The 18,931-nt window shown below is 67.2% G+C and carries 19 protein-coding genes and 1 tRNA gene; 5 read left to right on the top strand and 15 right to left on the bottom strand.

The genetic code is table 11. The features are described 5' to 3' along the window. Nucleotides 1–223 precede the first annotated feature (223 nt). The 15 genes from ASF32_RS01410 to ASF32_RS01335 form a co-directional block, all read right to left on the bottom strand. On the bottom strand, nucleotides 224–499 hold the full coding sequence (locus ASF32_RS01410) for a hypothetical protein (protein WP_056422548.1): 276 nt from the start codon (nucleotides 497–499) through the stop codon (nucleotides 224–226). Nucleotides 500–689: 190 nt separating this feature from the next. Further along, a complete protein-coding gene (locus tag ASF32_RS01405) occupies nucleotides 690–1,166 on the bottom strand; it encodes a RidA family protein (RefSeq protein WP_056422544.1) in 477 nt (158 codons plus the stop codon). A gap of 16 nt (nucleotides 1,167–1,182) precedes the next feature. Next, nucleotides 1,183–2,253 (bottom strand): tryptophan 7-halogenase, encoded by a 1,071-nt coding sequence (locus tag ASF32_RS01400; RefSeq protein ID WP_056422541.1) that lies wholly within the window; start codon nucleotides 2,251–2,253, stop codon nucleotides 1,183–1,185. Nucleotides 2,254–2,264: 11 nt separating this feature from the next. Continuing rightward, a complete protein-coding gene (gene goxA, locus ASF32_RS01395) occupies nucleotides 2,265–4,229 on the bottom strand; it encodes a CTQ-dependent glycine oxidase GoxA (RefSeq protein ID WP_056422537.1) in 1,965 nt (654 codons plus the stop codon). 644 nt (nucleotides 4,230–4,873) lie between these two features. Beyond that, a tRNA-Pro gene (locus ASF32_RS01385) sits at nucleotides 4,874–4,950 on the bottom strand. Between the two features lie 63 nt (nucleotides 4,951–5,013). Further along, nucleotides 5,014–5,796: a 4'-phosphopantetheinyl transferase superfamily protein gene (locus tag ASF32_RS01380; RefSeq protein ID WP_082490345.1), complete on the bottom strand. Its 783-nt coding sequence runs from the start codon at nucleotides 5,794–5,796 to the stop codon at nucleotides 5,014–5,016. A gap of 56 nt (nucleotides 5,797–5,852) precedes the next feature. After that, entirely contained in the window at nucleotides 5,853–6,092 is a 240-nt protein-coding gene (locus ASF32_RS01375; protein ID WP_056422532.1) for a hypothetical protein, read from the bottom strand. Nucleotides 6,093–6,199: 107 nt separating this feature from the next. Then, nucleotides 6,200–7,072, bottom strand: coding sequence for an RNA polymerase factor sigma-32 (locus ASF32_RS01370; RefSeq protein ID WP_056422529.1), 873 nt, complete (start codon nucleotides 7,070–7,072; stop codon nucleotides 6,200–6,202). A 285-nt stretch (nucleotides 7,073–7,357) separates the two neighbouring features. Continuing rightward, complete coding sequence (locus ASF32_RS01365; protein ID WP_056422526.1) at nucleotides 7,358–7,960, bottom strand: CarD family transcriptional regulator; 603 nt, start codon at nucleotides 7,958–7,960, stop codon at nucleotides 7,358–7,360. 622 nt (nucleotides 7,961–8,582) lie between these two features. Next, nucleotides 8,583–8,921 (bottom strand): ferredoxin FdxA, encoded by a 339-nt coding sequence (fdxA, locus tag ASF32_RS01360; protein WP_056422521.1) that lies wholly within the window; start codon nucleotides 8,919–8,921, stop codon nucleotides 8,583–8,585. Nucleotides 8,922–9,157: 236 nt separating this feature from the next. Continuing rightward, complete coding sequence (locus ASF32_RS01355) at nucleotides 9,158–9,454, bottom strand: RNA-binding S4 domain-containing protein (RefSeq protein ID WP_056422519.1); 297 nt, start codon at nucleotides 9,452–9,454, stop codon at nucleotides 9,158–9,160. Between the two features lie 22 nt (nucleotides 9,455–9,476). Continuing rightward, nucleotides 9,477–12,830, bottom strand: coding sequence for a helicase-related protein (locus ASF32_RS01350; protein ID WP_056422516.1), 3,354 nt, complete (start codon nucleotides 12,828–12,830; stop codon nucleotides 9,477–9,479). 78 nt (nucleotides 12,831–12,908) lie between these two features. Continuing rightward, entirely contained in the window at nucleotides 12,909–13,271 is a 363-nt protein-coding gene (locus tag ASF32_RS01345) for a hypothetical protein (protein ID WP_056422513.1), read from the bottom strand. Then, on the bottom strand, nucleotides 13,271–13,810 hold the full coding sequence (locus ASF32_RS01340; RefSeq protein WP_056422510.1) for a hypothetical protein: 540 nt from the start codon (nucleotides 13,808–13,810) through the stop codon (nucleotides 13,271–13,273). The genes ASF32_RS01345 and ASF32_RS01340 overlap by 1 nt, the downstream gene beginning before the upstream one ends. Nucleotides 13,811–13,830: 20 nt before the next feature. Continuing rightward, the gene (locus ASF32_RS01335; RefSeq protein ID WP_056422507.1) at nucleotides 13,831–14,700 is read right to left on the bottom strand and encodes a DUF3108 domain-containing protein; all 870 of its coding nucleotides are present in this window, start codon (nucleotides 14,698–14,700) and stop codon (nucleotides 13,831–13,833) included. Between the two features lie 334 nt (nucleotides 14,701–15,034). Here ASF32_RS01335 and rpmB point away from each other — a divergent pair, with 334 nt between their 5' ends. From rpmB to ASF32_RS01310, 5 genes are all read left to right on the top strand, one after another. Then, nucleotides 15,035–15,340 (top strand): 50S ribosomal protein L28, encoded by a 306-nt coding sequence (gene rpmB / locus ASF32_RS01330; protein ID WP_018046086.1) that lies wholly within the window; start codon nucleotides 15,035–15,037, stop codon nucleotides 15,338–15,340. A gap of 142 nt (nucleotides 15,341–15,482) precedes the next feature. Then, a complete protein-coding gene (locus ASF32_RS01325) occupies nucleotides 15,483–16,412 on the top strand; it encodes an AEC family transporter (protein WP_056422503.1) in 930 nt (309 codons plus the stop codon). A 73-nt stretch (nucleotides 16,413–16,485) separates the two neighbouring features. Then, nucleotides 16,486–16,959: a nuclear transport factor 2 family protein gene (locus ASF32_RS01320; RefSeq protein WP_056422500.1), complete on the top strand. Its 474-nt coding sequence runs from the start codon at nucleotides 16,486–16,488 to the stop codon at nucleotides 16,957–16,959. Nucleotides 16,960–16,966: 7 nt separating this feature from the next. Then, entirely contained in the window at nucleotides 16,967–17,524 is a 558-nt protein-coding gene (locus ASF32_RS01315) for a TetR/AcrR family transcriptional regulator (protein WP_056422498.1), read from the top strand. Nucleotides 17,525–17,933: 409 nt separating this feature from the next. Next, a complete protein-coding gene (locus ASF32_RS01310) occupies nucleotides 17,934–18,893 on the top strand; it encodes a DMT family transporter (protein ID WP_056422495.1) in 960 nt (319 codons plus the stop codon). The last annotated feature ends 38 nt before the right edge of the window (nucleotides 18,894–18,931 follow it).

The following is an 18,931-nucleotide window of genomic DNA, read 5'->3' as shown; positions in this document are numbered from 1 at the left end:
GTATACCAGCGTCAAGCGCAGAATGCCAAAGATTACAGGGATCCGATATCGCTGTGTCTCGGGAGCATGAAGCAGGAACATCTCATGATCGACATCGATGCCGGCGACGATTGTAATCGTACACCTGTTCTCTGGAGCGTGATGACGCTCCAAGATCGTTGAAAAAGGACGGGGAGCCACCGGCCCCTCGCCCTTCTCTGGTCATTCTCGGAGGCTCGGACCGTCAGACGATGAAGGATCCGCTGTCGAGCACATGATGGCCTTGGAGGAGGACGGCGAAGTCGGCCGCTCCGTCGCCGTTGGTATCGCCCTGGACCAAAGTGTTTCCGCCGCCGAACCTGAAGCGCAGCCAGCCGGCCTCACCCGAGAAGGTGTTGGTTCCAATAAAGTCAAAGCTCTGGTTGCCTGCAACGTTGCGCTCTGCATCTGTCACACTGAAGTCAAGTCTATCACCTTCGGCAATATCAAAGTCTTGGACCACGTCGCCGCCACCGATCATGGTGTCGTTTCCGGCCCCCCATTGAGGGTATCCCCACCGATGCCGCCTCGCAGCGTGTCATCGCCGTCGCCGCCCGTCTGGGTGCCGCCGGCATCGATGACGATGTCGATGAGATCGGGCGCAGCTCCAGCGTTCTCATGAGCTTGATCGAAAGGGTCGACCGCGCCTTACGGCCACCGCCGGAATGTCGTCATTTGGCGATGGGTCGGTAGAAGGTGCCGTCGATCTCGGCGATGTCGTTCTGGTCGAGGCGGGGAACCTCGAGCACGGTGCGGGGTGGATATGGGCCGTCGCCCCAGATGTCTTTCTGTACTTTGTTGACGATCGGACGCAGCCGGGCGACGTCCGTGACGAACACCGTCAGGCGAACGGCATCGGACTTCGTTGCACCCGCCACCGCGGCGGCGGCGAGCATGTTGTCGAACATGCGACGGATACGAGCCTCCTCGCCCTCGATGAGTTCGCCGGTGGTCCGGTCGACACCGCGCATCCCGCCGATGAACACGAAATCTCCCGCCCGTGCGCCGATGCTCCAGGTGCCGCTGGGGGTGATCGTCTCTGCGTTCGGAGCGAGGATCTCGACGCGGCGTGTCTCGTCGGCGCAAGCCGCGACGGGAACGAGCACCGCGAGAAGCGCGGTGAGCAGGGAGCGAAAAACGGGTCTCATGGAATCATCCTCGGATTCAGGGGAAAGCATGCCGGCGGGACCAGAAGGGAGCGTCGGTAAAGCGTCGCTCGGCGGCGTAGAGGGTCCGCTGCCCGGAGAGGTGATGCGCGATGCCTTCGAGAAAGGCGCGCTCGTAGGCGAGTGCCGGAGCCGGATCGTCGGCGATGAGGGCCAGCGCGGCCTCCGCGGCCTGGATGCCGCTCCAGAGCGCCGTCGCGAGGCCGTTCGCCCCGAGCGGATCGAGGGAGGCCGCCGCGTCGCCCGAGCGCAGGACACGCCCCTCGATCAAGTGGGTCGGCACGATCGAGGCTGCCGGCGCAACTCGGGGAGACAGCGAGGCACAGGCGGTGTCGAGGTCCAGGCTCTCCAGACGGGCGGCGATGGCGATGGTTTCCCTGGCCGCATCCGCCCAGAGCTTGCCATCCTTCGCCGCCCCTGCGGGCAAAAGATCGGAATCGGTGAACAGGCCGATCATCATGCGCCGGCCCGGCATCGGTGCCATGTACCACCAGCCCAACTCCACCGCCTCCACCAGGGTCGCTGCGGCAAGCTCGGCGTCATCGGGCACGTCGTGCACCTGATAGGCGCAGACGAGCCGGTCGAGGCGCCGCCGGTGGGCGGTCGGTCCACCCGAGAGCGCGGCCCGGCCGCTCGCATCGATCACCGCCGCCGCATCCAGCCATTGCCCGTCGGCCAAGCCGATGCGGACGCCGCGGGGAAGATGCTCCAGGCCGACCACGGCCTCCGCCAGGCGCTCGATCCCGCTTTCAGCCAGAGACGCCGCCATCCGTCCTTCGAGCAGGGAGCGGTCGATATGGGCGCCGTGCTCGTGCCCGGCCGCTCTGCGCAGGGCGCTGTCACCCCAGATCGAGAAGCGTCCTTGACTGGCCATGGCGGTGTCGTCGTCGATCAGGGCGGACCAGCCGAGCCCGTCCAGAAACGAAGCTGCCGTGGCGGAGAGCGTTTCCCCCCGGCTCGGCACGACGCGATCCGGCGCGACGAGAACGGGAGAATGTCCGGCGAGGACGAGACGCCGGACTGCGGACAGGCCGGCGACTCCCGCCCCGACGACCACGATACGGTCCACGCGCCGCGTGCTCAGCGGCGGGGGAACGGGGCTGCGATGTCCATGGAGCCGCGCTGGGTCTCCACGTAGATCACCTCCGGAACGCCGGTCAGGCCCTTGGGGCCGGGGCGGCGGACGAGGACACCCATGCGGGTCCACAGCTCGATCATACGGCGCAGGCCATCGGTGTAGCCCGCCTCCACGTGAAGCCCGATACCGGCCGCGCCCCGCGCCCAAGGCACCCGCGCATGGTAGAAGCGCAAACGCTCCTCGTCGCTGAGATCGGTGCGCATGACGTGCTCGTAGAAAGTCTCCGGTAGGACATCCACCGGAAGCAGCGCGGGCCACCAGACCGGGGTGGGGAAGCCCGAGGCGGTCAGAACCGCCTGACAGCTGAAAGCGTCGCCCTGCCACGGCACACCCATCCAGCGGGTCAGGTCGCCGGGGGCCTGCGGGCCGATGGGAGCCCCTTCGCGCGGCTTGGCGGGATTGCCCGCGAACACGTTGGTGGCATTGAGCTGCAGGCCGAGATCCTGGATCAGGCCCGGTCGATCCGAGATCTTGATGCGGAAGGGCAGCTTCGTCTCGTCACGGCCGCGATAGAGGGCGGCATGACGGATCGGCCACGTGATCTCGACCCCGGGGTGGAAGGCTCCGCCCGAGCAGGCATCGAGCGCGGCACGGGTGAGGGCCTCCGGCCGGAGGGCGAGCGGCAGGTCGTCGAGGCGCGTGACGGAATCGGCGACCGCGTCTTCGTAATCGTCGGCGAATTTTCCGTCCGCCCAGAGTTCGAGCTGACGGTACTGGGTCGGCGTGAGGGTGAGCCAGGTGCGCTGGCTCTCCGGATAATTCACCCCGTCGCCCAGCATGATCGGCATGGCGGCGGCCCGCTGGTCCTCGCCGCCCGGACGGCGGAAGGCCTGGAGAACGTTCTGCCGCATCGCGCGGCCCTCTTCATGGGGACGCGCCAGCTTGGCGATGAGCGCCGGACTGGAGAGGTCGCCGATCTGGTTCCAGGCCGCGCCGAGGAACGAGGAGGTGGCCACCCATTGCATGGTGCCGGCCCGGCGCAGGATCGGCAGCACGTCGCGCCGGAACGAGACGGTATCGGAGGGGGCCTTCAGATGGCCGAGCTCGACCATCGCTTCGCGGGCGGCGTCGTAGAGCGTGACGATGGGTTCGAGCTGGGGCGCGAATTTCGGACCGCAGCAGACGATCCAGGCCGGTTCGCATGGCACGGAGGCGCCGTCGATTTCGACCCTGGCCTGTACCCAGCCGTCGCACCAATCGTCGTGCCAGCCGTCGTTGTTGGTGAAGTCGCGCACCGGGTTCTGCGGCAGGGCCGTGCGCGAGATGCCGTTGGCGGCAAAGACCAGCAGGCGGCCGTTGTCGTCGGTGCGCAGGTGGCCGAGATCGACATCGAGGGTGTTCCAGAACCGACCCTGCATGCGGCAGGCCGGATCCTTGCCCGCGGCATTGGCGGAGATGCCGCCGATCTCGACGATGCCGGGGTCGATCACCAGGAGATCGTCGCGCCGGTCGGCCAGGACCAGGGGATTGCGCTGGGTGCCGGGAATGCCGGGCGCCGCCGGCCCCTGATCGAGCGCATTGATGAACCCGTACCAGGCCGCCTTGGTGTTGGCCACGTGGACGCTCCAGCGGACGCCCTTGGAAGCGTCGAGTTCGCGCACCACGCGGCCTTCCTCGTCGTAGCCATAGAGGCGGAACCGCTGAACCTGCTTCTTGATGCGGCCTTCGGAATCCTTGAAGCCGCCCTCCGGCTCGTCGAGGAGGCCCGGCACCTCGGGTGCGGGAAACCAGGCGTCGGAATTGCCGACCCGGGAAAAGCCGATCGCCGGATGTATGGCGACCCGCGCGATCCGGGCTCCCGCGGGCGCCGCCACTGGCGCCTGAAGCGGCGATACGGCGGCCTTCGCGACAGACGAGGAGGCCAAGCCAAGGGCGGACGCCCCGATGAGGAAATCCCGACGTTTCAAGGCGCTATCTCGCTTATACGAACGACAGACACGTCTCGACCGGTCTGTGTCTCGTCTGGGACATAGCGCAGATGCCCTTAACATTCAGTTGCCTCTGCTTGTCCTGAAGCTCCTCTAGACTCAGGCCCGACAGTCCCTTGTTGGGCTATCCAAGTATCGGTCCTGGCTGCTGTTTCCTGACCATGGAGCGATGCAGCAACGGTCGAAGCTCGTGCTCGATCTCGTCCTTCTCCACGTGGACATGTTCAGGATCAGGGTGGAGGGCGCAGCCGGCGAAGGCGTCGAGGGCGGGGCCGCCGTCGACGGGTCTCTTTGCCTAGCGTTGGTAGCGAGGCTCATCCCGGCGCGTCGCTCGCCCCCGAATGGCCCAGACGATCGACGACGACTCGAGGGTGGAAAGCACGTCATGGCTGGTGAGATCCCGCCCGCCACGCCTCGCCCCATACCTGAATCACCGGGGCGATCTGGGCCGGTCACCGAATACGGGTTTCCAAGAGGCGTCTCCGACCATCGAGCAGCCTCGCGGCATCCGAAGGCGGACAAGGTCACGCGGAACCCGACGCGGATCATTCGGTCCGCGAAGCGGTCCATGTAAGGCTTGGATTTTGGGGGAGCAGTAAGAGACTGCAAGCTCTCGGGAAAATTGGTCGGAGTGGCAGGATTTGAACCTGCGACCCCCACGTCCCGAACGTGGTGCGCTACCAGACTGCGCTACACTCCGACGGCCGGCGTCACCACCGGCGAGCGGACGTATAGCGAGGCCGACGCGGAGCCGCAAGCGTCATCATCGACCTTGTTGCCATATGGCTGCCCGCCCGGTGGGCCAGTCGGGCGGGAGGGCCTGGTACAGGCAACCGATATCCGCCGCCCGGATGGCGAGGGCCGTGGAATAGCCCGGCGCGGCGGGGAGTGCGTGCAGGCTCCACTCCTTCGTCCCGCCCGGCATGGTCAGCAGCTCCGCTATGTCCGGCGTGACGGAGACGGCGAAGCTGTCGAGGCGCAGGGAGAGGCCCTGGCCGGTCGCTTTCGCCACGGCCTCCTTGCGCGTCCAGCAGGCGAAGAACGCCGCCGTCAGCTCGACCGGCTCCAGCGCTTCCAGGGCTGCGATCTCGCATCCGGCGAAATGGGCGCGGGCGATGCGAAGGAGATCGGGCATCGGGCGCACCTCTTCCACATCGACGCCGATCTCGGCGGAGGAGGAAAGGGCGATCAGGGCGCGGCTGCCGGAATGCGACAGGCTGAAACGGCATGCTCCGGCTGCCGCCCCCGCCAGATACGGCTTTTCCGACGGCTCCACGCTGAAGACGATGCCGCGCGGGTCCGCTCCGAGACGATGGCCGAGGGTGAGGCGCAGGGCCGCATGGCTGGCCTCGAACCGCCATCGATCCGCATCGCGCACGAATCGGTCCGCGCGAGCCTTCTCGTCATCGGAGAGGAGATCCCGGCAGCGTGCGCGATGCTCGTCCGAGAGGGTCAGATCGACATCCCAGACCGTGACAGACTCGTCGGAGCGGGCTCGATCCGATGCCCGGTTCCCCGAACGCGTGTGGTGAAAGTCGACGGCCACTTTAGCGGCTCGATGCCGTGCTGCCCGATGTCATCGTTCCCGATGCCATCGTGGGGCTATCGGATCGAGGGCGGCCTGGACGCGCCCGGCATAGGTCGCTCAGGCGCTCCATCCCGCGTGAAGGCGACGACGAGGGTGAGATAGACGATCTGACAGAGAGCGACGATGCCGTAGAATGTCCCGGCGGCGGCCAGCCAGGACAGGCTGTGCCTGACGGCGATGATTCCGACGAGCGCGACGCTCAAGGCGAGAATCATCGCGAGGGTGAGGAGAGGCCTCTGTGTCGCGACGTCCATCTCTGCCGACCTGCCCGTCCACGTGCCATCACGCCCCGGCTTCCCACAGACGGGATGCCGAAGCGTTAATGTGCAGCGCACTGGGTCAGGCGGCAAGCGACATCCGGTCAGACATACACGTTCCCGGCACTCTGTGGAAAACGCTCCGCCAGGGCACGGCGCAGCTTCTCCAGGGCGCGGTTCTCGATCTGGCGCACGCGCTCCTTCGAAATCCCGAGCCGGCGGCCGAGGGCCTCAAGAGTGGCCTGGTCTTCCGTCAGCCGTCGCTCGCGGAGGATTCGCAACTCGCGCTCGGACAGGACGGTGAGCGCCTCGTTGAGCCAGGTGAGCCTGCGCTCGCCATCCACCGAGGCGGAGACCGTCTCGTCGGGAAGGTCGGAGCCGTCCACGAGGAAGTCCATCCTTTCGGATGAGGCTTCGCTTTCCTCGCCGACCGGAGCGTTCAGGGACATGTCCGGCCCGGACAGTCGCGCGTCCATCAGCGCCACGTCCTCGCGGGAGACGCCGATGGCCGTGGCGATGCGGCGATGGATCTCGTCGCCCACATGCTCCTCGGTGGATTGCATCAACCGGGCGCGCAGGCGGCGCAAATTGAAGAACAGCGCCTTCTGCGCGGAGCTCGTGCCGCCGCGGACGATGGACCAATTGCGAAGGATATAATCCTGGATCGAGGCTCTGATCCACCATGTCGCATAGGTGGAGAAACGGACCTCGCGCTCCGGCTCGAACCGGGCCGCCGCTTCCATGAGGCCGACATGCCCTTCCTGGACGAGGTCGGCCATGGGTAGACCGTAATGCCGGAACCGCCCCGCGATCGCGATGACGAGACGCATATGCGCCGAAATCAGGCGATGGAGAGCGTGTTCGTCGCGCTCATCCTTCCAGCGGACGGCGAGACCACGTTCCTCGTCCCGCGCCAGGAAGGGCGCCTCCATGGCCGTACGAATGAACTGTCGCCGTATCCCCGCGATATCCGCCATTCCCGCCTCCGCCTTTCGTCCGTTGCGTGCGCGCGCCGCGACGGACGTTCGGGGTCGATCGACCCCAATGGTCCAGAAAGCGAGGGCACCAGCCCGGGGGCATCGCCCAGGCACCGAACAACGGAGCCGTTGCGTGGATAGTTCCGCAGGCCGGGGCTGACAGGGGGCCGTGACCCTGCGGCGCATCGGAGCAGCCGGCCGACGCAGTGCCGACAAAGAAAAAGGCCCGGCGCTGGTGCGCCGGGCCCGATCGTCGAACGGATCCGTCTGGGATCGGCGGGCCGCTCAGGCGGCCTCTTCCCGGATCTCGTCGCTGTCGCCGTCCGTCTCGGCATCGCCTTCGGCTTCCGCCTCGCCCTTGGCGCGGCGGGGCGACTTGGCGAGGCTCTGCTCGATCAGCTTGAGTGCCTCGGTCTCGGTGATGCGGTTCACCGACGAGATCTCGCGCAACACGCGGTCGAGGGCGGCCTCGTAGAGCTGGCGCTCGCTGTAGGATTGTTCCGGCTGAGCCTCCGACCGGTAGAGGTCGCGGACCACTTCGGTCACCGACAGCAGGTCGCCGGAATTGATCTTGGCCTCGTATTCCTGGGCGCGGCGCGACCACATGGTGCGCTTGATCCGGGCGCGGCCGGTCAGAACGTCGAGGGCCTTCTTGACAAGCTCGGGCTCGGCGAGCTTACGCATGCCGACGCTGTTGGCCTTCGCGGTCGGAACGCGCAGGACCATCTTGTCCTTCTCGAAAGAGACGACGAAAAGCTCGAGCTTGTAGCCGGCGATTTCCTGCTCTTCGATCGCAGTGATGCGGCCGACGCCATGAGCTGGGTACACCACCGCTTCGCCGGTCTTGAAGCCTTGGCGGCCTGCCGTCGTCTTCTTGGCTGTGGTCATGCGAGAAGCGCCTCCAGAACATCGCGCGGGTCGAATCGCGCCGAACCTTCATTCCCGGGGTGGGTGACCCGGCTTGAGCCTCTTGTCCGCCGGCCATCGATGCAACATGCATCGGCCGGGCGGGTCCCAGGCTAGCCGATCATCCACACCATGCGACCGGTGCCGCGGGAAGCGCACGCGCCTCCAGCGGTCGATCACATGCCGCCTCGTCTCGGAAAGGTAGCGTCCCAATGGAATGGGATGCCGACTCTGTCGAAAGGTTTGGAAACCACCGCTTGGGTGGCCAAAGGCAGCACGTCAGGCACGAACGACGGCAGACCCTTGATGTACCACAAACCGGGCACCGAATCAAAGGATTGCCGACGCAGGGCATGCGTGCGCCATCTGCCGGAGGGATATCCTCAGGGAGCCGGTCCCGTGCGGAGAGCGCAATCGCAACGGCCTCGGGCGGTGGGTTGCACGACCGCCTGCGACGTCATGAGGCGCACGCGATCCGCCGAAATCCGACAGGGCCGGACGCATCATCGCGGGCAGGCGCGCGATTCACTAACGCGCGGACCAAAACCTGCGAAACGCCATCCGGGTGGAGCCTTCGCTCGATATCGCCTGCTCGGGAACTGGCCTAGTCGCCCTTGCCCGGCGAGGCGGAGAAATGAGCCTCGAACTTGCCGCTGACGCCGTCCCATTCCTTCGCATCCGAAGGCGCGTCCTTCTTCTGCGTGATGTTGGGCCAGCTCCGCGCGTAATCGGCATTGAGCTTCAGCCAGGTCTCCAGGCTCGGCTCTGTGTCGGGCTTGATCGCCTCGGCGGGGCATTCCGGCTCGCAGACGCCGCAATCGATGCACTCGTCGGGATGGATGACGAGCATGTTCTCGCCCTCGTAGAAGCAATCCACGGGGCAGACTTCCACGCAGTCCATGTACTTGCACTTGATGCAATTGTCGGTGACGACGTAGGTCATGTGCCCTTCAGCCTCAATCCATGGTCGGGCGAGTCAACCACCTCGGCCCGTTCGGGCGCGATCCTAGACCCGGCCCTTGCACGGCCTCGTTAACGCGCCCGTGGGTCGCGCGAGGCCTCACTATTTCCGCACGGCTCTAGCCCCTGCCACCGGGACTGACAAGCAGTGGCCGCATCATGGCCGCTCGGGCGATGTTACCGGGACACACTCCCGCCACTCGGTCTTCGCGGCAACGATCAGTCCTGATCGTCGGGCACTGCGTTCCGGCCCGCCGACAGGTCGGCATAGAGCCGTTGCGCCTCCGGCGCGGGACCGCGCCGCTCCCCGAGATCGATCACCCTCACCGCCGCCGTCCCATGGGCGGCGGCGACCGTCACCACGTCACCGATGGCGATCCCCTTGGCGGGGTTGTCGATGCGCGTCCCATTCACCCGCACGAAGCCGTCCTCCACCAAGGCGGCGGCAAGAGAGCGGCTCCGCGCGAAGCGGGTGAACCAGAGCCATTTGTCGAGACGCTGACGCCCCGGCTTCATCCGCCCTCTTCAGATTCCCGGTTCAGCGCTTGCCGCCGTCGCCGGCTTCGAGCTGGGCCTTGAGGGCGGCCAGCTTGGCGAAGGGCGAATCCGGATCCGGAGCCCGTTCGCGCCGCTGCGGACGCTGTTCCTGCGGTGCGGCGGAACGACTCTCGTCCCGACGCTCGGGCCGGACCCGGCCGGGCTCGAAACGCTCGCGACGTGGCGGACGCCCGCCATCCGGCCGGCCACCATCGCGACGCCCACCATCCTGCCTCTCGCCTTGCCCGCTCCGCTCGCCCTGGCCACCACGGTTGCGCTGTGCGCCGTCCGGGCCGCCGGCATGAGCGGGGCGACGGTCCTGGCGGCCCTCGCCCGGACCACGATCGCCCGCCTGAGCGTTATCGCGACCGCCGCGCGGGCGGTTCTGCCGCGGAGCGGAGCTGCGCTGATGCCGCTGCAGGCGCCAGACCTCGACCATCACCGGCTCGGCCGGGGCGGATTCCACGGGCGTTTCGCCCTCGGCCGCATCAGGAGAGGCCGTCTCGGCCGTTTCCGGCTCGATGCCGGCGAGGGCTGCGGATTCCGCTACGGGGACGGGAGCCGCCTCGGGTTCCTCTGCGGCATCGACCGGAGCTTCGGCTGCCGGTGCCGGCTCGTCCTCCGCGGGTGCGGCCTCGGAGGACACCGTCTCGGGGTCGGGCACGCCTTCCGCCACGGGCTGGGCCGTGTCGGGCGAGGTCTCGTCTTCGGTGGTCGTCCCGTCTCGAGAAGCCGTCTCGCCTTCCGAAGGCGTCTCGGCGTCCGGCTTGGCCTCGTCTTCGGTCGCGGGTGCGGCCTCCTCGGACGCCATCACCGCGTCGTCGGTCGATGCGGCTGCGGGTGCGATGGGGCGGGTCGACGCGGCCGGAAGAAGCGGCACGGTGATCGCCGGGCCGGGGCGCGTTTCAGGTGCATAGCCGAGGGATTTCAGGATCGAGCCGAAATCCTCCCCCGAACAGCCGACCAGCGAGGTCATGCCCACGGTGGCGACGAAGGCGTCGCCATCGGCGGTGCCGGCGGGCGCCTCGCCCGGCGTGGTGCCGGGGCGGTAGGTGACGGCCGGGCGGATCAGGTCGGCGAGACGCTCCAGGATGTCGACGCGCACGGCGCGCTCGCCACAGACCCGGAAGCCGGCGGCGCGGTAGAGGCCCTTGGCGATCTCGGGATCGACCTTGATCGAGGTCCGGCCGGAGCCGGCCAGATGCGCGATCTCGTCGAGGCCGCGCTGGTCGAGGCCACCGTTCTTCAGCGCCCAGAGCTGGGCGGCGAGGGTACGGGGCGCCGGCTTCAGCAGAGCCGGCAGGAAGATGTGATAGGCGCCGAAGCGGACCCCATGGCGGCGCAGCGCGCCACGGCCCTCCTGATCGAGGGTGCGCATCTCGTGCATCACCTTGGCGCGCTCCAGCACGCCGAGGGATTCCACGACCTGGTAGCCGATGCCCTTCGAGAGGCCGACGAGGTCGGCGGCGGTCTCGATCTCGATCAGCGGACCGAGGAGCCTGACCACATAGGCCTTCAGCCAGGCGACCAGCCGGGCCTCGACCTTGTCGCGGGCCGGGCCGGTCAGCTGCTCGTCGGCGAGCAGCCGCACATGCGGCTCGAACAGCTTGTCGCCCGGCGTCAGCTTGGCGACCGGGTCTCCGGTCCAGCGGATGATGCCGTCATGGGACAGGACCAGGGACGAATCCGCCGCGGCCGAGAAGCGCTCGGCGCGCGCCTCGATCTCGCCGCCCAGCGCCTTTTCGGCGGCGCTGCGCAGGGTCTTGGCCTCGTGGCCTTCCGCGCCCGGGTCGGCGACGAACTGAAACCCGTGCAGATGGCCGACATGCTGGCCCTCGACGGTAACGTCCCCGCCGGCGGTGATCTCAGCTTCCAACATCGTATTCTCTCTCAGGCGCCGCATCAGGACGCTAGTGCGCCGATCGACGAAACGGCTCGCAAGGCGCTCGTGCAGGGCGTCAGACAGCCTGTCCTCTACCCGACGCGTCTCGCCCTGCCAATGCACCGGATCAATCAGCCAGTCAGGACGGTTCGCGACGAAGGTCCAGGTTCGCCCTTGGGCGATGCGCTGGGACAGGGCGTCGATGTCGCCGTCGGTGCGGTCGATCATCGCCACGTGCTTGGCGAACCAGTCGTTGGGGATGCGCCCGGCCATGCCCCGCATGAGGAATCGGAACAGCTGGGCGACGAGATCCGCATGGGTCTGGGGGTGGACCTTGCGGTAATCGGGCACGCCGCAGGTATCCCACAGGCGTCGCACCACCGTCGGATTGGTGGCGATGTCGCGGATGTCGTCCTCGCGCATCAGGATTTCGAGGGCGGACTGGTCCTCGCCCATGGGCGCGCGGGTCAGTCCCTTCTCGTTCGGATGCTCGTCCAGGCTCTCCTGAAGGGACTTCAGCGAGGAGAAGTCGAGATCGGGGTTGCGCCATTGCAGCACGCGCACCGGCTCGAAATCGTGGTTCTCCAGGGCCTCGATCATCTCGGGCTCGAACGGGGCGCAGCGCCCCGTGGAGCCGAAGGTGCCGTCCGAGAGGTGGCGTCCGGCCCGTCCCGCGATCTGCCCCATCTCCGGGGGCGTCAGCCTGCGGAAGCGCGTGCCGTCGTATTTCCAGTTCGCCGCGAAGGCGACGTGGTCCACATCGAGATTGAGGCCCATCCCCACCGCGTCGGTGGCGATGAGGTAATCGACATCGCCCGATTGGTAGAGCTCCACCTGGGCGTTGCGGGTGCGCGGAGACAGCGCACCGAGCACCACGGCGGCCCCGCCTCGCTGGCGCCGGATCAGCTCGGCGATGGCGTAGACCTCCTCCGCCGAGAAGGCGACGATGGCCGTGCGCCGGGGCAGGCGCCCGAGCTTCTTCTCGCCCGCGAAGGTGAGCTTCGACAGGCGCGGGCGGGTGGTGGTGTGTACACCGGGAATCAGCGACTGCACCAGGGGCAGCATAGTGGAGGAGCCGATCAGCAGCGTCTCCTCGCGCCCGCGCTGGTGCAGCAGGCGGTCGGTGAAGACGTAGCCGCGGTCCATGTCGGCGGCGAGCTGGATTTCGTCGATGGCCACGAAGGCGACGTCGAGGTCGCGCGGCATCGCCTCGATGGTGGAGATCCAGTAGCGTGGCCGGTCCGGCTTGATCTTCTCCTCGCCGGTGACGAGGGCGACCTGCTCGACCCCCACCCGCGCGACGACGCGCAGGTAGACCTCCCGCGCCAGCAGGCGCAGGGGCAGCCCGATCATCCCCGTCGGATGCGCGAGCATCCGCTCGATGGCGAGATGGGTCTTGCCGGTATTGGTCGGCCCGAGCACCGCCGTGACGCCGCGTGAGCGGGCCTGCGGGGGGAGGGAGCGGCGCGTCATGTGTGCGGGACGGGTCCCTTCGGCGAAAGCGGCCGGCGGCAGGGTCTCATGACGGCCCGTCGAGATGGCCGCCTCGGGTCAGTCGCCGCTGCGCAGGGGCCGTCCGGACGGCCGGCCCCCACGCTGCGTCTCCCCGCCATATGGGGCGTCACCCCCGCGATAGCCACCGCCCCGGTAGCCATAAGGATCGACATAGATCTCCACGGGGTTCGCCGGCTGCTGCGGCGCGAGATCGGCGCAGAGCGTGTCCGGCATCGCCACGAGGGGGCCGCGCCGTGCCGGGCGGCCCTCGATCACCTCCGCCGAGGAATAAGCGTCGCCCCCGCAGGGCGAGATGTCCGAGCTGAGCTCGCCCGCATGGCCGGGACCGGCATGGCCCGCCACCGCGACGAGGCAGCCCGCGAGGGCGAGGAAGCGAAGAGAGCGGGGCAGAGGCGACATCAGCGAGTCCCGGTACCCGAGGGGGCCCGCCAGAGGGCAGTGCCGGACAGGGCGTCGCCGAGGGCCGCGAACCCGCCCTGGAGATCGGCGCCGCCGATGGCATAGCCATAGGCGCCGAGCCCCGTGAAGGGGGCCATCCTGCGCCGCCCTTTGAAGATCGGCAATTCGCCCGAGCGTTCGGGATCGACGCGAAGGACGAAATAGCGCTGGCGTCCCCGCATGACCGGTTTGAGATCCTCGACCGCGTCCCAGGGAATCCAGCCGCTCGACAGGCGGCGGTCGAAGATCCCCTGCCGCCCGACGGAAACCAGCGTGCCCGAACGGAACATCCGGGGGGCGCTGACGACGCTGGCGGCGCCGAAGAAGAACAATCCGAACCAGATCAGGAATGTGTGAAAGCTGCCGGGCTCGAAAGCGTGACCGTGGATTCCGGGCCGGGCGTAGAGGATCGAGGCACAGCCGACCGTGAAACACAGGGCGATGACGAACATGCCCACCGAGCGAGGGCGCGAGACCGGAATGTCGATGGCCTGGTCCATGGTTCAGGCCCGATTCGCCGTCATGGATCGACCGAAGCCGCCTGCGCCACCTGGCTCGGCGCCCCGCCACGGCTCCACCGGGTCGCCTCGATGATGTTGGTGCCGAGTGTCGTCCGCACGGCGATGCGCACCGGCAGCAGCACGCGGGTGCCCTCGACCGGCGCCAGCCATACCGACATGTCGCGGTTGTCCTCCATGAACTTCACGCCCGGCCGGTCGGGGCGATGCCCGGCAATGGCCTGGTAGCGGGCGTTGCAGACGAGGACCGGCCCGGAATAGCCGGGCTTCTCGACGTTGCGCGTCTCGCCGTAGCTCAGCACCACGTTGAAGCGCGTCGCGCCGTCGAAGATCGGGATGGTGCGGTTGCAATTGGCCTGGTCGGTGAGCTCGCCGCGGCTCACCGCCGGCATCATCAGGGCGCTGGCCGGATCGACGATGCCGCGCTTGTTGGCCGGGGTCACCGGCACGCGGTCGCCCATGTCGATCAGGGGCGGCGTCACCTCGGATTGTGTGACGTTGCCGCGCGCCAGCGCCATCCGCACGGCGATGCCGGAATTCGAGGTCTTGGTGGAGATGGCGAAGGTGTTCGGCTGCGGCCCCTCGGCGATGAGGCCGTTGGCCCGGGCCGAGCCCATGCCGCCGGTCACCGCGCCGACGAGGCCGGTGAGGCGGGCCGACACGTCCATGCGGTAGCGCGTGGTCTCGAACAGGCCCGAGACCTGCGCGGTGCCGATGGGGATGCCGGCCAGCGCGATGCCGTAATCCACCGTCACCGTCGCCGGTGCCGCAGTTTTGGCGGAGGTGGCCTTCGGCCGCGCGAATCCCTCGGAGGCGGGAATCACGCCGAGGGTGGCGAGGAGGCTGGCGCGGAGGAGGCGCATGGCGCACATGGCGTGAGGCTCTGATGTTCCAAGGCTTGGAGCCGCGCGGCAGTAGAGACCGGGCGGCATCGTTCCGTCATCGTCCCCGTTCGTGGTTAATACATCGTATGGATGCCGCGGCGCGGGGCGCCTGGATGGCGCTGCACCGGCCCCGGAGCGTGGTTATTCCGACGGGCAAAACGCAGCGCCGCCCTTGACGGATGCCCTGCCCGTCACCTATAGGCTCGCGCCTTCAATGAGACGCCGCTCGATCGGAGTTTGGCGTGCGTGAGGCCCGTGGCGCGTTGCGACCGGTCTTCCGCCATCGCCCGATCAGACGCGGAACGAGACGGGATTTAGAACAATGTCGCGCCGTTGCGAACTCACGGGCAAAGCCGTGCAGACCGGCCACCTCGTGAGCCACTCGAACCGTAAGACCAAGTGCCGGTTCCTGCCGAACCTGTGCCAGGTCACCCTGCAGTCCGACGCCCTGAAGCGTCGGGTTCGCCTGCGCGTCACGGCTCACGCCCTGCGCTCGGTCGAGCATCGCGGTGGCCTCGATGCCTTCCTCATCAAGGCTCGCGAGATCGAGCTGTCGCAGACGGCCCGTCTGATCAAGCGCGAGCTGCACAAGAAGCTCGCCGAAGTCGAGACCCCGGCCGCCGCCTGAGGCTGCGATATCGAAGCGTCGGCGAGAGCCCGCTTCGATCACGCTCGACGTCTCATTTTAATCTCGAACGGCCGCCGCATGCTTTGTGCATGCGGCGGCCGTTCGCGTTGATTCCGACTGACCCACTATCCGGCTCTTCCCGATGACCGTGCTGTCGCTCATCGCCCCGATCTTCGGGCTGATCCTCATCGGCTGGGTCGCGGCGCTCGCCGGGTTCCTGTCGGAGAAGGTCAGCGATGGGCTATCCGAATACGTCTTCGCCATCGCGGTGCCGGCGCTCATCATCGCGACGCTGACGCGGCCGGGTCTCACCGGCGAGGTCACCTGGGCGTACTGGTTCAGCTATTTCGGCGGCGCCGGCCTGTCCTGGCTCGTCGGCTCGCTGATCGGCCTGCGGCGAGAAGGCGTCGGCCGGACGGGCGCGATCCTGCACGGATTCGCGGCCAGCCAATCGAACACGATCTTCATCGGCGTGCCGATGATCCTGCAAGCCTATGGCGATGAGGGCGCGTTTCCGCTCTTCATGCTGCTCGCCGTCCACCTGCCTCTGATGATGGGCTGCGCCACCTTCCTCATCGAATCGGACGGACAGCAATCGATCCTCAAGCGGCTGAAGGGGCTCGTCCTCGTCCTGTTCCGCAACCCGATCTTCCTGTCGTTGATGATCGGCTTGGGCCTCAAGTCGTTCGGCCTCGCCCCCGGCGGCATGGTCAAGTCGCTGGTGGATGCGCTGGCCGGCACTGCCTCCACCTGCGCGCTGATCGCGCTCGGCGCCGGCCTCGTGCGCTACCGGGTGCTGCACGACCTGCCCGGCGCCATGGTGGTGACGACCCTGAAGCTCGTCCTGCATCCGCTGGCGGTCTGGGTGCTGGCCTTCCACGTCTTCACCATGCCGCCCGCCTATGCCGGGGTCGCCACCCTGTTCGCGGCGATGCCCGTGGGCATCAACTCCTACCTGCTGGCCGTCCGCTACAAGGCCGAGACCGGGTTGATCGCCGCTGCCGTCATGCTCTCGACCCTGCTCGCGGTCGCGACCACCGTGGCGTGGCTCGCGATCCTCGGTCACACCTGAACGGTTCGACGCCTTGACCGGCACGCCCGCTGTTTGTACCGATCGGTACAGACAAGCGCAGGAGCCCGAGCCGATGTCCGAATCCCGCCCACCGCTGCCCACCTTCACCCGCGAGACCGCGATCCAGAAGGTCCGCGCCGCCGAGAACGGCTGGAACGGCTGCAACCCTGAAAAAGTCTCGCTGGCCTACACGGCGGACAGCCGCTGGCGGAACCGCTCGGAATTCTTCTCAGGCCGTGCGGCCATCGTCGAGTTCCTCACCCGCAAATGGGCGAAGGAGCACGAATACCGTCTCATCAAGGAGATCTGGGCCTTCACCGAGGACCGGATCGCCGTGCGCTTCGCCTACGAGTTTCACGATGTGGCCGGCGACTGGTTCCGCGCCTATGGCAACGAGAACTGGGAGTTCGACGCCAACGGCCTGATGCGGCTGCGCCATGCCAGCATCAACGACCTCGCGATCTCCGAATCGGAGCGCAAGTTCCACTGGGACCGCGCCGCGCCGCGCCCCGACGACCATCCCGGACTCACCGATCTCGGGCTCTGACCGGACCATGACGAAGAAGCCGGGGGCGCGGGAGGACGCGCTGCCCGCCATCGCCGAGGTCTTTCGCGAGTACGGCTACGAGGGTGCGAGCCTCGCCCTCATCGGAGCGCGAACCGGCCTCGGCAAGGGCAGCCTCTATCACGCCTTTCCCGGCGGTAAGGCCGAGATGGCTGAAGCCGTCCTCGACGCCATCGGCGCGTGGTTCGAGGAGAAGGTCTACGCGCCCCTGCGCGACGATCCCGATCCACGGGCGGCGATCCGGCTCATGCTGTCGGAGACGGACGCCTATTTCCGCTCCGGCCGAAGGGCTTGCCTCGTGGGCGCCTTCGCCCTCACCGAGGGACGCGACGGATTCGCGGACCGGATCGCCGGCTACTTCCGGGATTGGCGCGAGGCTCTGGCGCAGGCGCTGATCCGCGCCGGGCGCCCGGCCGCCGAGGCGGATTCCCTCGCCGAGGATGCCGTCCTGACGATCCAAGGCGGCCTCGTCCTCGCCCGCGCCCTCGACGATCCGGCCGTGTTCGGGCGGATGCTGGGGCGGTTGGATATGCGGTTGGTGTCGTAGGGGCGGGAACTGACGCTTCGCATCCGTTCTCGATGATTATGATGGGTGAGTTACAGCCTCTACCGCCTAAACCTTGCTTGCCGGATAGAAGAGACTCTCAATGAGAATATTGGTGAGTCATTATATTTCACGAATATGTCTCAGTATTTATATGATATATATTTATTTATTTATCAGCTTTACCATCGTGGTTTATATAAATGGCGGCCTCGTTACATGCAGTAACGAGGCCGCGCCTGAATACATCTCCGACGAAGATCCGCGACTGTGTGATTACGGGTAACAGGTTCGACTTTGGTGGAAGCTGGACTACAGGAAAGCGAGTAGATCGCGAATTGCAGAGCAAGGAACGAGACGCCGAGCGAGATGGTGCCCTGTAGGCACGAATGCTCCTCAAGGGGAATCGCTCATGCCTTCCGAAATGAACCGCCCGATGTCCGCCGCCGAATATACAGCGCTGATTGTGCTTTCCATGCTCTGGGGCGGATCGTTCTTCTTTACGAGCGTTGCGCTCACAGCTCTTCCGCCACTCACCCTCGTCGTGCTCAGGGTTGGGCTCGCCGCGTTGGTTCTCATCATGGTTCTGCCGTTTGCAGGCTTACGCCTTCCGCGGCAGCCCGGCCCCTGGGTGGCGTTCGCTGGGATGGGGCTGCTGAACAACGTCTTGCCCTTCTGCCTCATCGTGTGGGGGCAGACTCACATCGCCTCCGGGCTCGCCGCCATCCTGAATGCCACCACGCCGCTCTTCGCCGTCATCGTGGCTCACCTCCTCACCGTCGACGAACGCATGACAGTAAGCCGGCTCGTCGGCGTCATCCTAGGCTTTGCCGGGGTCGTTGCGATGGTCGGGCCTGACGTGCTGACCGGGCTCGGAGCAGATGTCCTAGCGCAACTTGCCGTGCTCGCCGCTGCCTTCTCTTACGCGCTCGCGGGTGTATTCGGTCGCCGGTTCAAGCTCATGGGCGTTTCGCCATTCGCAACTGCTGCGGGGCAGGTTACAGCATCAGCGCTTATGCTCCTGCCCGTCGCCTTGGTCGTGGATCGCCCCTGGACGCTTGCGATGCCGGACCCTCCGGTGTGGGGCGCGGTGCTCGCCATTGCGACTGTCTCGACGGCTCTGGCCTATGTGCTCTACTTTCGTCTGCTGGCGAGCGCGGGAGCAACGAACCTGCTTCTCGTGACCTTCCTCATCCCGATTTCGGCGATCTTGCTCGGCGCGTCGATGCTCGGAGAGGTTTTGGAGGCACGCCACTATCTCGGCATAATGCTGATCGGGTGCGGACTTGTGGCCATCGACGGCCGCTTCTGGGCATTGGTCCAGAAGCGGAAGCGCAGTCTACCCGAGATTCACCAAGGGCGAGACATATAATCGGCCGACCGAAATCCTTCGATGAACGGCCGAACCGA

The sequence above is a fragment of the Methylobacterium sp. Leaf91 genome (assembly GCF_001422815.1).
Lineage (GTDB): Bacteria > Pseudomonadota > Alphaproteobacteria > Rhizobiales > Beijerinckiaceae > Methylobacterium.
This window is presented reverse-complemented; position numbering and strand designations above follow the sequence as displayed.

Coding starts and splice junctions, on each gene's coding strand:
- ASF32_RS01410 (WP_056422548.1), bottom strand. CDS start 499: ATGATCGGTGGCGGCGACGTGGTCCAAGACTTTGATATTGCCGAAGGT.
- ASF32_RS01405 (WP_056422544.1), bottom strand. CDS start 1,166: ATGAGACCCGTTTTTCGCTCCCTGCTCACCGCGCTTCTCGCGGTGCTC.
- ASF32_RS01375 (WP_056422532.1), bottom strand. CDS start 6,092: ATGGACGTCGCGACACAGAGGCCTCTCCTCACCCTCGCGATGATTCTC.
- ASF32_RS01370 (WP_056422529.1), bottom strand. CDS start 7,072: ATGGCGGATATCGCGGGGATACGGCGACAGTTCATTCGTACGGCCATG.
- ASF32_RS01365 (WP_056422526.1), bottom strand. CDS start 7,960: ATGACCACAGCCAAGAAGACGACGGCAGGCCGCCAAGGCTTCAAGACC.
- fdxA (WP_056422521.1), bottom strand. CDS start 8,921: ATGACCTACGTCGTCACCGACAATTGCATCAAGTGCAAGTACATGGAC.
- ASF32_RS01355 (WP_056422519.1), bottom strand. CDS start 9,454: ATGAAGCCGGGGCGTCAGCGTCTCGACAAATGGCTCTGGTTCACCCGC.
- ASF32_RS01350 (WP_056422516.1), bottom strand. CDS start 12,830: ATGACGCGCCGCTCCCTCCCCCCGCAGGCCCGCTCACGCGGCGTCACG.
- ASF32_RS01345 (WP_056422513.1), bottom strand. CDS start 13,271: ATGTCGCCTCTGCCCCGCTCTCTTCGCTTCCTCGCCCTCGCGGGCTGC.
- ASF32_RS01340 (WP_056422510.1), bottom strand. CDS start 13,810: ATGGACCAGGCCATCGACATTCCGGTCTCGCGCCCTCGCTCGGTGGGC.
- ASF32_RS01335 (WP_056422507.1), bottom strand. CDS start 14,700: ATGTGCGCCATGCGCCTCCTCCGCGCCAGCCTCCTCGCCACCCTCGGC.
- rpmB (WP_018046086.1), top strand. CDS start 15,035: ATGTCGCGCCGTTGCGAACTCACGGGCAAAGCCGTGCAGACCGGCCAC.
- ASF32_RS01325 (WP_056422503.1), top strand. CDS start 15,483: ATGACCGTGCTGTCGCTCATCGCCCCGATCTTCGGGCTGATCCTCATC.
- ASF32_RS01320 (WP_056422500.1), top strand. CDS start 16,486: ATGTCCGAATCCCGCCCACCGCTGCCCACCTTCACCCGCGAGACCGCG.
- ASF32_RS01315 (WP_056422498.1), top strand. CDS start 16,967: ATGACGAAGAAGCCGGGGGCGCGGGAGGACGCGCTGCCCGCCATCGCC.
- ASF32_RS01310 (WP_056422495.1), top strand. CDS start 17,934: ATGCCTTCCGAAATGAACCGCCCGATGTCCGCCGCCGAATATACAGCG.